Here is a 14157-nt window from a genome sequence, read left to right as displayed (position 1 = left end):
ACAAAGCGAATCCCCGCTTTTTCTGCGCTGGCGGTGCGTTCTATACCGTCCTCGCAGGCCCTAGGAGAGCAGCGGCGACACCCTCCACCGCCCCGCGAAAAAATGCGGGGATCGGCAGGCTCTAGCAAAGGAACAGTAGCTCACATGTCACCAAGATCGGCGGGCACTTCTGCCCCCTGCAGCAGCGCATCGAGATGGCCCTATGAAGAGCGCAGGCGTGACGGGGCGACGATTGCGCTTCCCGCAGACGTCGCAAAACACATGAGCTGCTTGTCATTTACCGGGATTGGCGCTCTGCGTGCCGCGCCGCTTTGGCTGTGGCTTGGTCGGCGCGAGGGCGAACGCAAGACTCGCGAGTCGATTGCGGCCTTCGGCTTTGGGCTGGCTGGTCAGCGCGCTGAGTCGCTCCAGCAACACGTTGACCTCCTGGATGTCATCGTCGCTGAGCCAGCCCTTGTTGCGTGAGACCCACAGTTCGCGCCTTTTGCCCTCAGTGACCACACCGTCAGCCTTGAGCGCGGCCTCGAAGTCCTGCTGCGCCACTTGCAACAAGGAACGCGCGAAACGTGCCAACTCGTCTGCATTGCCGTGGCGACTTAGGTCGTAGACCAGGCGAACCGGGCCGGCGCCTTCGCCCGCCAGGCGAAAGACACGCTCGCCTCCAATTTCGGCCACTTCTGTGAGCAAGTCACCGGCGACCAGTTCGCGCAGGTGGTAGTACAAGCCGTCCGCAGGCCGACCCAACTGCTCAGCGAGTTCGGCCGTACTTGCCGTTCCTCCAAGAGAGGCGAGCGTGTCGACAATCTCCTGCCGCACTGACGAGCTCAGGAGCCTCACTTGCTCGGGCCGGGAAATGAGATGCCGAGGTGATGTACGCATGGCTATAGACGCTTGTTGAAATATGTGTGCATTATTTAAACACAAGCAGCGCACGGCAAGGCGCGCTTCATCAACCGCCTGGAGCAAATGTGTCGATCGATTTATGGAAGACCCTGGGCCTGGCAGCCCTGGTGCTGGTGACAGCGCCTGCCATATCCGCAGTTGCCGCACCCCCTGCTTCCGTCATTTCTGCAGCGGATCTGCGTGCCGACCTGCAGACCGCGATCGACGCCATCGAGAAGAATCATCCTGACCTTGGACACTCGGTGGACAAAGCGACACTACGCCGCACCGCCAGGTTGATCGCGCGTGAGCTGGACCGGCCGATGGATCAGACACAGGCTTGGTCTGTGCTGGCCCAGCTCAATCCCGTGCTGGCCGACGGCCACCTTCTCATCGGCCTGCCCGACTGGCGAGCTTCGGCCGCTTCAGCCACCGAGCACGGGGCACCGTGGTTTCCTTTCGAGGTCTCCGTAGCGGCATCCGGACGTCTGCGCCTCATTGCGCTACTCGGTGGAGCCCCGTCCGCCGATGCCGGGCGTTCTGTCAGTCGTATCAATGGCGTGCCTGCCAAAGAAGTTGTGCGTACGCTGCTGAATCGCACTCACGGCGATACGCCAAGTGCCCGCGCGGCGCTTCTGTCTCAACGTTGGTGGCTCTTCTATGCCAAGGTCTACGGCACACCAGCGACCTTTGATCTGGAATTTGCTGACCGGCGAAGTCGCGAGCAGCTGGCTGCTTCACGCACGGTACTCCCCGCTGTCCTGCAGCGCGACGCGAGCTTCGAGCGGCTGTTCCGCTGCGAAATGCGGGGTACAGGCGCCGTGCTGACAGTGAGCACGTTCTTCTGGCCAGACAAGGCCCGCTTTTTCGCGTTTACGGAAGCATGCTTTACGAAAATGGCCAAAGAACAGGTCCATCACCTAGTTATCGACATTCGCGAAAACGGCGGTGGGGATGACGACATGTGGCGCGACGGCATTCTCCGCTATATCGCCGATCAACCTTACCGGCACGGTTCGCATTACATCAAACGCGTGCTGACACCAGGGCCGGGCGAAGTCGCCGGGCAGCTTGTGGAAGGAACGATCGAATCCATCGTGCAACCAGCAACCGCGGAAGCGGCGCACTTCACGGGAGAGGTCAACGTGCTGGTCGGCCCACTGACTTACTCCTCCGCAGTGCTGTTCTCCAATGTCGTCCAAGACTACCGCTTCGGGAACTTGGTCGGTGTCGGTCAATCGGTCAGGACGCGACAGAGCGGCGGCGTCAGGACCCTGATACTTCCGAACTCCGGCCTTGTACTGTCCTATCCACGCTTCGTGCTGGATCGCCCGTCCGGAGCTCGGCGACCGACGTGGCTGACGCCTGACAGACAGATCGCTGATGATCCGCTCAATCCACAAGCGCCGATTGACGCGCTGCTTAAGACGAGCAATTAAGAAAGACGATCATATCTGCCCCACGACCACACAACGCTACGACCATTCGCCCGCCGTCGTAAAACCTCTCAAGCACCGCTAATGTTCCCTGGGATTTTTCCAAAGCCCACAAAAAAGCGCTCAGCTCGCCACTAAGCGCCTGTTTTAATGGTGGGCCCACCAGGATTCGAACCTGGAACCAAAGGATTATGAGTCCTCTGCTCTAACCGTTGAGCTATAGGCCCTGCGTCGCGTGGCTCGTCGGTGCTGCATGCATCAGCTACCCCCAGAGTCGGCAAAGTTTACCTGCCCGGCCGCTTCGCTGTCTGCGCTTACCTGCAAAAAGCACAGCCGCCCGGCTGTGCCACGCCCACAAAAAAGCCCAGCGGTTGGCTGGGCGTCTCTGCTGCGCATCGGACCTTCGTCACCGGCTGCTTCAGGCCAGCACTACAACGCGCTCATTGCCGCACTTGCGTATTGCTGTACTGGTTGTTCCGCTGCACTCGTGGTCCTCGGCAGCAACCACCACTCACGCATCGGCCACTTCCCGCTGCGCATCAACCAGCGCGCGGCCGGTACGAAAGCCGTGCGCGATGGCGTCCTGGTAATTGTCGTACTCCACGTTCTGCTCGCTTATCCGTGGCAACCGTTTGCCGCGGGCAACGTACACATCCACCCATAGCGTCCACTTCGCACCGACAGACGCCTGTTCCACACGCACGCGGATCTCGCTGTCGCGGTAGGTGGTGGTTTCGAATCGGCTTTGCCTGCTCATGGTGGCACTCTCGTTTCCATTCGATTAGCACGGTAGGGCGTGGCACTAGAAAAATACGTGAGTAATCGGGAAACGCGTCCTTAATGTTGCGGGGCTGTGTAGCTTCGTGCGCGCGCCGTGAACGCGCCAGGCGGCGTGATTGGCGTGCTGCGTTGATTCTGCGAACGCAGAGCGTGGCCCCTACCCATAACGCAACAGCCCCGCATGAGCGGGGCTGTTGTGGAACCGAGGTGCGCTGACCGCTGTGCGATCAGTCGATATCCAGGAACGACCGCAGCTGTTCCGAACGGCTCGGGTGACGCAGCTTGCGCAACGCCTTGGCCTCTATCTGGCGAATCCGCTCACGCGTGACATCGAACTGCTTGCCGACCTCTTCCAGCGTGTGATCGGTGTTCATGTCGATACCGAAGCGCATGCGCAGCACCTTGGCTTCCCGCGGGGTCAGGCCGGCCAACACGTCCCGCACCGTCTCGGAGAGATTGATGTTGGTGGTGTTGTCGATCGGGGACTCCACGTTGGTGTCCTCGATGAAATCGCCCAGATGCGAATCCTCGTCGTCGCCGATCGGGGTTTCCATCGAGATCGGTTCCTTGGCGATTTTCATCACCTTGCGGATCTTGTCCTCGGGCATATCCATTTCCTTGGCCAGCTCCTCCGGCGTGGCCTCACGGCCGAACTGCTGGAGCATCTGGCGGGAAATGCGGTTCAACTTGTTGATCGTTTCGATCATGTGCACCGGAATACGGATGGTGCGCGCCTGATCGGCGATCGAACGGGTGATGGCCTGACGGATCCACCACGTGGCATACGTCGAGAACTTGTAACCGCGACGGTATTCGAACTTGTCCACGGCCTTCATCAGGCCGATGTTGCCTTCCTGGATGAGGTCGAGGAACTGCAGGCCACGGTTGGTGTACTTCTTGGCGATGGAGATGACCAGACGCAGGTTGGCCTCGACCATTTCCTTCTTGGCCTTGCGCGCCTTGGCTTCGCCGTAGGCCATCGCACGGCTGATGTCCTTGATCTCGGCCAGGGTGAGGTAGCTGGACTTCTCTCTATCGATCGACGCCTGCTGCTCGGCGATGATCTGGTCCTTGACGTCACGCAGCGCGGACGACCACTTCTGCTTGCGCTTGAGTGCGTCTTCCACCCATTCCAGGTTGGTCTGGTTGCCTTCCCACGAACGGATGAAGTCCTTGCGCGGCATGCGCGCCACGGTGGTCGCCAGGTGCAGCACCTTGCGCTCGTGGTCCTTGATGCCGTTGACCACTTCACGCAGCTGGGTGACCAGCGAATCGGTCAGCGGCAGCGGCAGCTTGAGCGTTGTGAAAATGGCGGCCATGTCTTCGCGCGCCTTGACCACATTCTTGTGCTCGGCGCCGTACTTGACGTAGGCCTTCTTGAACTTGGCGTACTCGTTGGCCAGATTCTCCATGCGCGTGGCGACTTCCACCGGATCCGGACCGGTCGGGCCGGCTTCTTCCTCGGCAGCGTCGTCATCGCCGTCTTCATCAGCGTCTTCGTCGACCGCATCTTCGTCAACGGCGACCGGGCCGGCAGCGGCCAGCGCCGCGGCGGCAGCGTCAGCTTCTTCGATCAGGTCGTTGAAGCCGACCACGATCTCGGCCAGGCGCTTCTTGCCTTCCTTGTGCGCTTCGTAATCGGCGAGCAGCAGCTCGGTCGACAGCGGGAACGTACCCAGTGCGGCCTGAACCTGGCTCAGGCCCTCTTCGATGCGCTTGGCGATGGCGATTTCGCCTTCGCGGGTCAGCAGCTCGACCGTGCCCATCTCGCGCATATACATGCGCACCGGGTCGGTGGTGCGACCACCTTCGGTGTCCAGCGCGGTCAGCGCGGCGGCGGCTTCTTCGGCGGCGGTGTCGTCAACCTCGCGGTTGCCGGTGTTGCCATCGTTGAGCAGCAGGGTTTCAGCATCGGGGGCAACTTCATGGACATCGATGCCCATGCCGTTGATCATGCTGATGATGTCTTCGATCTGCTCCGGGTCGACCAGGTCGTCGGGCAGGTGGTCATTGACTTCGGCGTAGGTCAGATAGCCCTGTTCCAGGCCCTTGCTGATCAGTAGCTTGATGTCGGATTGCTGGGCAGGACGTTCGTTGGCCATGAGTGCTCGCGCCACCGGCTTTGAGATTGGAAAGAGAACCTAGCATTATACCAGCGTGAAGCCCGGTCTGCCGGAATCAAGACAGGCAGCTGGTTGAGTGAGGCGCGCTAGGGCCTGAGAAGGAAGGTCACCGGGCCGTCATTGACCAGGTCGACAACCATATGGGCACCGAAGCGGCCGGTTTCCACCCCGCCGGAATGTTTTTCGCGGCAGATCGCCACCAATTGATTGAACGCCCGTTCAGCCTCTTCTGGCGGCGCGGCGCTGCTGAAGCTCGGCCGCATACCGGCCTTGGTGTCGGCAGCCAGGGTGAACTGGCTCACCAGCAGCAGCCCACCGCCGGTGTCGGCGAGTGAGCGATTCATCTTGCCGGCCTCATCGGAAAACACCCGGTAGCCCAGCAGGCGTTCGGCCAGGCGGCGCAGCTGTGGCGCGGTGTCGCCGGGCTCGATACCGATCAGGGCCAGCAACCCGGGGCCGATCTGCCCGACCACCTGCGCATCCACCGCGACCGAGGCCCGGGTGACGCGTTGGATCAATGCAAGCATGGGCAACACCTCAGTCAGTCGGGCGGCACGAGCATGCCGAGTGCGGCCAGTGCTGTCACGTACGGGTCATCGCCGGCCGCGCTGTTTAGAATTGCCCGGATGAAACCCGATGTCCGCGCCCGCCTGTTGTATGTCACCGCCGCCACCGTGGGCCGGCTGCCTTGGCCGTTGCTCAAGCGCGTGGCCGACACGCTGGCCTGGAGCTGGCGCAAGCTCGATGCCCGTGAAAGCCGCGTAGCGCGGCGCAACCTGGAACTGGCCTACCCGGAACTGGCACCGGCACAGCGCGCGCAGCTGCATGCGCAGATCCTGCGCTCCACCGCCCGGCAGACCCTGGAAGTGCTGCGCACCTGGACCCGCCCGCCGGCCGAGAACCTGGCGCGGCTGCAGCGCAATGGGCAGGAGCTGTACGACGCGGCGCTGGCATCGGGCCGCGGGGTGATCGTGGCGGCGCCGCACTTCGGCAATTGGGAATTGCTCAACCAGTGGCTGTCCGAACGCGGCCCGATCGCCATCGTGTACCGCCCGCCGGACTCCGATGCCGTGGATGGCTTCCTGCAGTTGGCCCGTGGCGGCGACAACGTGCGCCAGGTGCGCGCGGAAGGCCCGGCGGTGCGCCAGCTGTTCAAGGTGCTCAAGGACGGTGGCGCGGTCGGCATCCTGCCCGACCAGCAGCCGAAGATGGGCGATGGCGTGTTTGCGCCGTTCTTCGGTATCCCGGCGCTGACCATGACCCTGGTCAACCGGCTGGCCGAGCGCACCGGCGCCACCGTGCTGTACGGCTGGTGCGAGCGCGCCGGCGACGATCTGCAATTCGCCCTGCATGTGCAGCCGGCCGAGCCGGCGGTGGCCGACCCCGACCCGGTGCGTGCGGCCACCGCGCTCAACGCCGGCATCGAACGGATCGCCCGCCGTGACCCCGCCCAGTACCAGTGGACCTACAAGCGCTACACGCTGCGCCCGCCGGGCAGCGGCGAGCCCAATCCGTATGCGACCGAGCGGCATCCGCATTGAAGTGCGGCGGGCTTGCGGGAAACGCTCTGCCTTGCGCGTGCTGAGCCAGCGCTTGGCCGCGAGCGTCTCATTTCAAAGATAGATCAGGCGCCGCAGCAGCGCTTCCCAAGTGACGTTTAGCTAAGACATCGCTACCAGGCTCAATCGTCGTGCGGGTCGCTCGGCGTGCTGAGGATGCGCTGATAGAACGCCAGGTCGAGCCAGCGGCCGAACTTGAATCCGGCTTCGCGCACGGTGCCGGCATGGGTGAAGCCAAACTGTTCGTGCAGCGCGATGCTGGCCGCATTGCTGGCGTCGATGCCGCCGACCAGCACATGCACGCCGCGCGCCTGCGCCGCGTCGATCAGCAATTGCAGCAAGGTGCGCCCCAGGCCTTTGCCGCGATGGTCACGGTGCACGTAGATCGAATGCTCCACGCTGTACTTGAACGCCGGCCAGGCGCGAAACGTGCCGTAGCTGGCAAAGCCCATCAAGGTGCCATCGGCGTCTTCCACGCCAATCACCGGAAAGCCGCCGGCGCGCTTGGTGGCGAACCAGCCCACCATGCTCTCGGCTGGGCGCGGCCGGTAGTCGTACAGCGCCGTGGAATGGGCGATGGCATCGTTGAAGATGTCCAGGATCGCGCCGGCGTGGCGTGCATGGCTGCAGTCGACGATGTGCATGGCATCCCGGCAAAGACAAGGTGGACGGATTAAAAAGCATTGCCGGGCGATGAACAACGCGGCAGCGGTGCAACCAATGGTGGCCCCGCCTGCCACACAGTCCAGGTCCGCCACAGACGCAGCGTTCCATCCGCCCGTGGCTGCCGGCGCTCGCCGGGCACGCGACAATGGCGCAGGCAGGCAGCGTGTGGTTGCGCTGGTGCCCGCCTTGAAGCGGTCGTGGCAGTCCCCATTTGGAGTCGTGCATGAGCAGTCCCTCTCCCTCCCCCAGCGCGCAACCCTTCGGTGACCCGGCCGCGATCCGTTGCGAGCGCGCCGCCTCCGAACTGCGTGCGGGCCGCCCGGTACTCATCACCGATGCGCAGGGACACACCCGCGCCGTGCTCGGACTGGACAGCAGCACGGCGCAGTCGTACACGGCCTTCGCGCGCGCCGCGCAGGGCCGGCATTACCTGTTCGTGACTCCCACCCGCGCACAGGTGCTGGGCCTGGTGGCCCCGCAGGGTGCGCGGGTGGCGCTGGCCAGCCACGATTACGACCAGCTCGCCGCACTCGCCTATCTGCGCGATACCCCGGTGCCGTCGCAGTGGACCCCGGGCGATGCGCTGGACGCCGGCGCGGTGGAGATCGCACGGCTTGGGCTGCTGCTGCCGGCGATGCTGGCGGTGGAGCTGCCCGGCGAGCAAGACCGCGCCGCCTTCGCCGGCTGCCAGTCACTGGCGCTGGACGACCTGGACAGCGGCTGCGCCACCTCGGCGGCGGCTGGCTACGAACTGGTCACCCGCAGCCCGGTGCCGTTGCGCGGCCTGGGCATGAGCGAGTTCGTGGTGTTCCGCGGTGGCGTGGCGCAGCGCGATCAGGTGGCGATTGTGGTGGGCCAGCCGGATCTGGGCAGTGCGGTGCCGGTGCGCGTGCATTCGTCCTGCCTCACCGGCGACCTGTTCGGCTCGCTCAAGTGCGACTGCGGCGACCAGCTGCGGCACGGGCTGGCCAAGCTCAAGGAGCTCGGCGGCGGCGTGTTGCTGTATCTGGATCAGGAAGGCCGCGGGACCGGCATCGCCTCGAAGATGCGCGCGTACGGCTATCAGCACGCCGGGCTGGACACCATCGATGCCGATGCGCAGCTGGGCTTTGGCCCGGATGAGCGCCGCTACGGCAGTGCGGTGGCGATGTTGCGCGGCCTGGGCGTCAGCCGGATCCGCCTGCTGACCAACAACCCGACCAAGGCCGAGCGGCTACGCGCCGCCGGCATCGTGGTGGAAGACCGCATCCCGGTCACCGGCGACATCACACCGGAGAATGAGCAGTACCTGCGCACCAAGGCGGCCCGCGCCGGCCACGCGCTGGATGTCGACGCGTTGATCCTGGCGGCCCAGTAAGCCGGCTGCCGGGTGCGCGCCCGCACGGCGCCCGGCTATGCTGGCGGACCGCTTCCCGCAGGCCCGCCGTGTGCACGACGCCCCACCCCCGCTTCCCGACGACCTCCACGCCACGCCCGCGCCGGCCGAGCCCGACACGGTGGACCACGCCCAATGGCAGCCGCTGCCACGCCGCGGCGCCTATGTAGCCGGGGTCAAGGGTGCGCTGGGCATGAGCGTGGCCTGCCTGTTCGCGCTGGGCGTGTTCGGCGTCGCGCTGCAGGCCTGGCAGTACTGGCCGGCAATGGTGGTGGCCGTACTCCTGGCGGCCGGGCTGGGCGCATGGCTGGCACTCAAACGCCACCGGCTGACGCGCTGGAAGCTCGACAACCACGGCCTGGCCTTGCAGCGCGGCCACCTGTGGCAGAGCGAAACGCGGATCCCGATCACCCGTGTGCAGCATCTGGACCTGCGCCGCGGCCCGATCGAGCGCGCCACCGGCCTCACCACGTTGGTGGTGCATACCGCGGGCAGCCGGCTCAACGCCGTGGGACTCTCCGGCCTGGACCAGCGCGATGCCGAACGGCTGCGCGACCGCCTCGCCCACCAGCTCGACCACGACGACGACGCCCTGTGAGCGCGATCGATGCGTCAACCGATGACGAGCAGCGGCTGCATCCGTTGTCGTGGCTGTTCGTGTTGCTGCAGCAGATCCGCCAGTTCCTGATCCCACTGGCGGCGTTGATTTTGTTCGGCAGCCGCGATGGCAGCCGCGACTCGGCCGATCACCTGGCTACCGGCATCGTGATCGCCGTCCTGGTGGCCATCTCGGTGCTGCGCTACTTCACCTACCGCTACCGCATCGGCAGTGATGGCGTGGCGATCCGCAGCGGCCTGCTGGAGCGCAGCCGGCGCGACATCCCGTTCGCCCGCATCCACAACGTGGTGGTGCACCAATCGCTGCTGCACCGGCTGGCCGGCGTGGCCGAGGTGCGCCTTGAATCGGCCGGCGGGCACAAGCCGGAAGCGGAAATGCGCGTGTTGCGGCTGGATCAGGCGCTGGCGCTGGAAGACCTGATCCGCCGCCGCGCGCACACCGCCGAGCCGGCCACTGCACACCAGGCGCCCGACGTCGGCACCTTGCTGCGCCTGCCCACCAGCGAGGTGATCCGCCTGGGGCTGATCTCCAACCGCGGCATGGTGGTGGTCGCCGCCGGCTTCGGTGTGCTGTACCAGATGATTCCGCGTCGCACGGTGTCCAACTTCGTCGAACACAACGGCGAACTGGCTTATCGCTATGTGGCGCAAATCCATCCCGGCACCGCCGTGACTGCGACGCTGGTGGTGCTCGGCATGCTGGTGGTGCTGGTCGCGATGCGGGCCCTGTCGGTGGCACTGGCAGTGGCGCAGTACCACGGCTTTCACCTGAGCGAATCCGAGCGCCGCCTGACGGTGGAACGCGGTCTGCTGACCCGCATCCGCAGCAGCGTGGCGCTGCGCCGCATCCAGTCCTGGACGCTGTACGAAAGCCGCCTGCATGCCCTGTTCGGCCGCCGCCAGCTGCGCGTGGATACCGCCGTGGCCACCGGTGACAACGACGGGGCTGCGCTGAAGGAACTGGCGCCAATCGCCGAGCCGCAGCGCTGCGACGCCCTGCTGCAGCAGCTGTTGCCCGACGTGGCCTGGCCGCCTGCGGCGTGGCAGCCGGTGGCCACGCATTGCTGGTGGCGGCTGAGCCTGCCCACCGTGCTGCTGGTGCTGCCACTGACCGCCGTGCTGGCCTGGCGTTTCGGTGCGCAGGCGAGCTGGCTGCTGCTGTGGCTGCCCTGGAGCGCCTTCAAGGCCTACCGCCAGGTGCAGCGCATGGGTTACGCGCTGGATGCGCGCTACGTAGCGGTGCGTGGCGGCTGGTGGAAGCGCTGGTGGCGGCTGGCCGAACTGGACAAGTTGCAGGCCCTGCAACTGCAGCGCTCGCCGCTGGACCGGCTCTCCGGCACCGCAACCTTGTTGCTGGATACCGCCGGTGCCAGTGCCACCGGCCCGGCCTTGCGGCTGCGCTTCGTGCCGCTGGTCCACGCGCAGGCCTTGCAGACCCAGCTCGGCGCCGCGTTGGCGCGTCGCAAACTCCGCTGGTGATGGCGGCTTGCGATGGACGCGCCGGTGATCAGCGCCGCGACGGGCCCCAATAGCCAAGCGCGCGACGGATCTGCAGGGCCCGCCATTGCGCCCCCAGCGGTTTACTGCGCAGGCGGCCCATCTCGCCGGCGATGAAGTCTTCGGTGGCGGCGATCACGCGCTCGGACGACAGCCCATCGCGAAACGGATGGATCGCATCCGCGTACGCGGCCAGCGCCGCACGTAGACCGTCCTCTGGCTGCAGCGCGCGCGCCAGCCACTGCGGCAATTCCTCCGGCTGCTGGAAATCCAGCATATGCGGCTGCGGCACGCGGTTGCGGAAGGTCACCACCGGTTTGTGCTGCACCACGAACTCGGACACGATCGAAGAGGTGTCCGAGACCAGCACATCGGCAGCGCGCTGCGCGGCCATGACCTCTTCGGGCTCGACAAAACGCGCATTGGGCCCGGCCAGCGCGCGATAACGTTCGAACAGCGCCGGTGCACATTTGGGATGCAGGGTGAGCAGCCAGTAATGCGTGCCGCGTGCGATGTCCGCGGCAATCTGGTCGTACAACACCGGCGCGGCGCTCAGCCGCTCGGTAAAAGTGGACCCGAACAAGATGACCGGGCGTCCGTGAGCCGGCGCGCGCAATGCGGCGCTGCGTCCGCCGTCGTCGCGAAACACCGGGTCCAGTTTGGGCCAGCCGGTCTCGGCCACCGCGAAATGCCCTTCGCGCTGGGCCAATGCACGAAACGGCGCAGTGGTGGCCGGGCCTTGCGTGCAATACAGATCGAACAGCCCGCGCACGCGGAAATGCCCGCGGTTGTCTTCGCGTTTTTGCACGTTGAAGCCGTGAAACAGCTGCACCTTGGCGCCGGACACGAACGGCGGCACCCAGTTGGCGGCACTGAACACCGCACGTGGGCGCAGCGCCAGCGCTTGCCGCAGGCCAACCTCGCGCACGCCCGGCACCTGCAGCCCGCGCGCACCATCTTCGAACCAGGCCGACACCGACTGGCCGGAGGCCTGTAATGCCTGCGCCAATGGCGCCAGAATAGGCAACGCGTAACGCTCCGTTGCGAACAGCAGGTATTCGGCCATCACATGTCCTCATCGACCGCCCCAGACGAACGGCCTCGCATTTCTGCCTGCATTATCGCGTTCAACGAAGCCGATCGCCTACGCGACTGCCTGACCTCGCTGGCGTTCTGCGATGAGATCGTGGTGGTCGACTCCGGCTCCACCGATGCCACTGCCGCCATTGCCAGCGCACACGGCGGGCGCGTGCTGCACCGTGCGTTCGACGGCTACCGTAGCCAGAAGGCATTTTGCGTGGCGCAGGCCAGTCATGACTGGGTGCTGTGCCTGGACGCGGACGAGCGCGTGAGCGATGCATTGCGCGCCTCGATCCTCGCCGCGCGCGATGCCGGATTCAACGCGGCGGCCGGCTATCGCTTCGCACGCCTTTCCGAGTATTTCGGGCGCTTCCTGCGCCACGGCAATGCGTATCCGGACCGCGTGCTGCGGTTGTTCGACCGGCGCCGCGGCGGCTGGCGCGGCAAGCGCGAGATCCACGAAGCCGCCAGCGTGGATGGCACCGTGGCCACCTTGCGCGGTGACCTGATCCACCACCCCTACCGCTCGCTGATGCAGCAGCTCGGCAAGACCCAGCGCTATGCGCAGATGATGGCCGAGTACGACTACGCCCGTGGCAAACGGGCGACCTGGAGCAAGCTGGTGCTCGCGCCAGCGTGGCGCTTCTGGCGCGGCTATCTGCTGCGCGGTGGTTTTCGCGATGGCTGGCACGGGCTGATTTACGCCTACGTACGTGCGAACTACGTCCGCCAGAAGACCATCATGTTGTGGCTGTTGCAGCAGGGCCAACCGGTGCAAGACCCGCCGCGCGCATCTGATCAGCGCGCGGACTGAGCCAGTGGCGATGCGGCAGTGGCATGCTGCTGCGCCTGACGCGCGGCAAGCCCCGCCAGGATGCCCACCATCGCCGCATAAAAGCTGGCCGAGACCTGATGGGCGAACATCGATTGGGTCAGCCCGCACAGCGCGTAGCTGATCACGATCATCACTCCTGCCGCGGCCGGCCCACGAAATTGACGCTGCCCGCTGCGACGGTGCAGGCGCACGAACATCCACAACGGCACGCCGTACACGGCGATCAGCAACAGCAACCCAGGAATGCCCTGGGTGGCGCCCCACTCGGCCAGATCGTTGTGCGCGTGGCCCAGATGGCAGCGCAGCAACCAGGTGTCGCCCGCGCACAGCGGCAGCTCGCGCATTGCATCATCGAAGCGCCCCACGCCCACGCCCGTCAATGGATGCGCCTGCAAGGTGTCCCAGGCCACGTGCAAGCGCTCGATGCGCGCACCGGCCGACGAATCAGCATCGCCGACTTCGTAGCGCTGAAAATCACTTTGCAGCTCGCCGATGCGCAGCTGTTCGGTGAGCCCCGGCACGCTGAGCACCAGGCCAACGCACACCACCGCGCCGCCGACGAACGCCAGCAACCGCATGCGTGCGCTCTGCCAGGGCGCGCCCCAGACCAACACACCCAAGGTCACCAGCAACGACAACCACACGCCACGGCTACCGCTCAGCACGATCACCGCCACCGCAGCCACCGCCGCGCCCAGCAACCAGCGCACCTGGCCATTCGGGCGGCAGAAGATGGCCACCACCAGCAACATCAGCGCAATGTCGGCAAAGACAATCGCGTTGGTCCAGCCCTCTGCGCGCTCGGCACCGTTCATCACCTGCAACATCGCCACCAGCATCGCCGCGAACACGCCGGCCAGCGCGCCGCGCCACAGCCAGACCTGCCGCGGCTGCAGTGCATACGCCCACAGCGCTGCCCACGGCAGCACCAGAAAGCGCGAACGGTTTTCCACATCGCGTACGGAAGGCTCGAACAACACGATCGACAGCACCGACATCGCGATCACCACCGCGGTCAGGCCGGTCAGCACCCGCAACGACCAGCCCTGCGTGGCCAGGCCCGCGCGCAGGCTGCGCCACCCCAGCAGCGTGCCGCCGAGCAGGCACACGCCGAACGGCAGCAGGCCGCTGGGCATGTTCACCACCAGCGCGGTGAGCACGAACACGCCCAGCTCGGCCAATCCCAGCGCGGCGCGCGATGCGACAGGTACGGCGGGCGACAGGGGCGGGTGCGGTGAGGGCAAGGAATTCATCAGGTGTGGGGGGGCGAAGGAGGGGTACGGCCGCACGGTGGCGGCAAAAAGGC

At 65.7% G+C, this 14157-nt stretch carries 13 protein-coding genes and 1 tRNA gene; 6 read left to right on the top strand and 8 right to left on the bottom strand.

Annotated features, from left to right (window positions below):
* Window positions 1–273 precede the first annotated feature (273 nt).
* A complete protein-coding gene (locus ACCQ01_RS02655; RefSeq protein WP_202863343.1) occupies window positions 274–816 on the bottom strand; it encodes a winged helix-turn-helix domain-containing protein in 543 nt (180 codons plus the stop codon).
* 152 nt (window positions 817–968) lie between these two features.
* Here ACCQ01_RS02655 and ACCQ01_RS02650 point away from each other — a divergent pair, with 152 nt between their 5' ends.
* The gene (locus ACCQ01_RS02650) at window positions 969–2321 is read left to right on the top strand and encodes a S41 family peptidase (protein ID WP_228433446.1); all 1353 of its coding nucleotides are present in this window, start codon (window positions 969–971) and stop codon (window positions 2319–2321) included.
* 148 nt (window positions 2322–2469) lie between these two features.
* On the opposite strand, the gene ACCQ01_RS02645 is transcribed toward ACCQ01_RS02650, so the two are convergent.
* The 4 genes from ACCQ01_RS02645 to dtd all read right to left on the bottom strand — a co-directional run bounded on the left by ACCQ01_RS02645 (window position 2470) and on the right by dtd (window position 5748).
* Window positions 2470–2545: transfer RNA gene (locus ACCQ01_RS02645), tRNA-Ile, on the bottom strand.
* 284 nt (window positions 2546–2829) lie between these two features.
* On the bottom strand, window positions 2830–3075 hold the full coding sequence (locus tag ACCQ01_RS02640) for a hypothetical protein (RefSeq protein ID WP_161960456.1): 246 nt from the start codon (window positions 3073–3075) through the stop codon (window positions 2830–2832).
* A 250-nt stretch (window positions 3076–3325) separates the two neighbouring features.
* Window positions 3326–5200 carry an RNA polymerase sigma factor RpoD gene (gene rpoD, locus ACCQ01_RS02635; RefSeq protein WP_228433448.1) on the bottom strand — a complete coding sequence of 625 codons (1875 nt, stop codon included), beginning with the start codon at window positions 5198–5200 and terminating at the stop codon, window positions 3326–3328.
* A gap of 107 nt (window positions 5201–5307) precedes the next feature.
* Entirely contained in the window at window positions 5308–5748 is a 441-nt protein-coding gene (dtd, locus tag ACCQ01_RS02630; protein WP_042595206.1) for a D-aminoacyl-tRNA deacylase, read from the bottom strand.
* A gap of 99 nt (window positions 5749–5847) precedes the next feature.
* Between dtd and ACCQ01_RS02625 the strand changes: the two genes are divergently transcribed.
* Complete coding sequence (locus tag ACCQ01_RS02625) at window positions 5848–6762, top strand: lauroyl acyltransferase (protein ID WP_100666294.1); 915 nt, start codon at window positions 5848–5850, stop codon at window positions 6760–6762.
* 140 nt (window positions 6763–6902) lie between these two features.
* On the opposite strand, the gene ACCQ01_RS02620 is transcribed toward ACCQ01_RS02625, so the two are convergent.
* The gene (locus ACCQ01_RS02620; protein ID WP_228433450.1) at window positions 6903–7424 is read right to left on the bottom strand and encodes a GNAT family N-acetyltransferase; all 522 of its coding nucleotides are present in this window, start codon (window positions 7422–7424) and stop codon (window positions 6903–6905) included.
* Window positions 7425–7669: 245 nt separating this feature from the next.
* Between ACCQ01_RS02620 and ribA the strand changes: the two genes are divergently transcribed.
* Genes ribA through ACCQ01_RS02605 form a run of 3 tightly spaced genes read left to right on the top strand, consistent with a single transcriptional unit; the run spans window position 7670 to window position 10918 of the window.
* Window positions 7670–8803, top strand: coding sequence for a GTP cyclohydrolase II RibA (gene ribA / locus ACCQ01_RS02615; RefSeq protein WP_228433452.1), 1134 nt, complete (start codon window positions 7670–7672; stop codon window positions 8801–8803).
* A gap of 37 nt (window positions 8804–8840) precedes the next feature.
* Window positions 8841–9419, top strand: coding sequence for a PH domain-containing protein (locus tag ACCQ01_RS02610; RefSeq protein WP_042595214.1), 579 nt, complete (start codon window positions 8841–8843; stop codon window positions 9417–9419).
* The gene (locus ACCQ01_RS02605) at window positions 9416–10918 is read left to right on the top strand and encodes a PH domain-containing protein (RefSeq protein ID WP_228433454.1); all 1503 of its coding nucleotides are present in this window, start codon (window positions 9416–9418) and stop codon (window positions 10916–10918) included. The genes ACCQ01_RS02610 and ACCQ01_RS02605 overlap by 4 nt, the downstream gene beginning before the upstream one ends.
* 28 nt (window positions 10919–10946) lie before the next feature.
* Here ACCQ01_RS02605 and ACCQ01_RS02600 read toward each other — a convergent pair whose 3' ends face one another.
* Complete coding sequence (locus tag ACCQ01_RS02600) at window positions 10947–12005, bottom strand: CDP-glycerol glycerophosphotransferase family protein (protein WP_228433456.1); 1059 nt, start codon at window positions 12003–12005, stop codon at window positions 10947–10949.
* Between ACCQ01_RS02600 and ACCQ01_RS02595 the strand changes: the two genes are divergently transcribed.
* Window positions 12006–12830: a glycosyltransferase family 2 protein gene (locus ACCQ01_RS02595; protein WP_228433458.1), complete on the top strand. Its 825-nt coding sequence runs from the start codon at window positions 12006–12008 to the stop codon at window positions 12828–12830.
* Here the strand turns inward: ACCQ01_RS02595 and ACCQ01_RS02590 are convergent.
* Window positions 12815–14104 (bottom strand): O-antigen ligase family protein, encoded by a 1290-nt coding sequence (locus ACCQ01_RS02590; RefSeq protein ID WP_042595216.1) that lies wholly within the window; start codon window positions 14102–14104, stop codon window positions 12815–12817. The two genes, ACCQ01_RS02595 and ACCQ01_RS02590, sit on opposite strands and share 16 nt — an antisense overlap.
* Window positions 14105–14157: the final 53 nt, after the last annotated feature.

Source organism: Xanthomonas sp. NCPPB 4037 (assembly GCF_041475695.2).
Classification (GTDB): Bacteria; Pseudomonadota; Gammaproteobacteria; order Xanthomonadales; family Xanthomonadaceae; genus Xanthomonas; species Xanthomonas campestris.
Note: the sequence above shows the minus strand (reverse complement) of the source record. Positions and strands in the feature narration are given on the sequence as shown.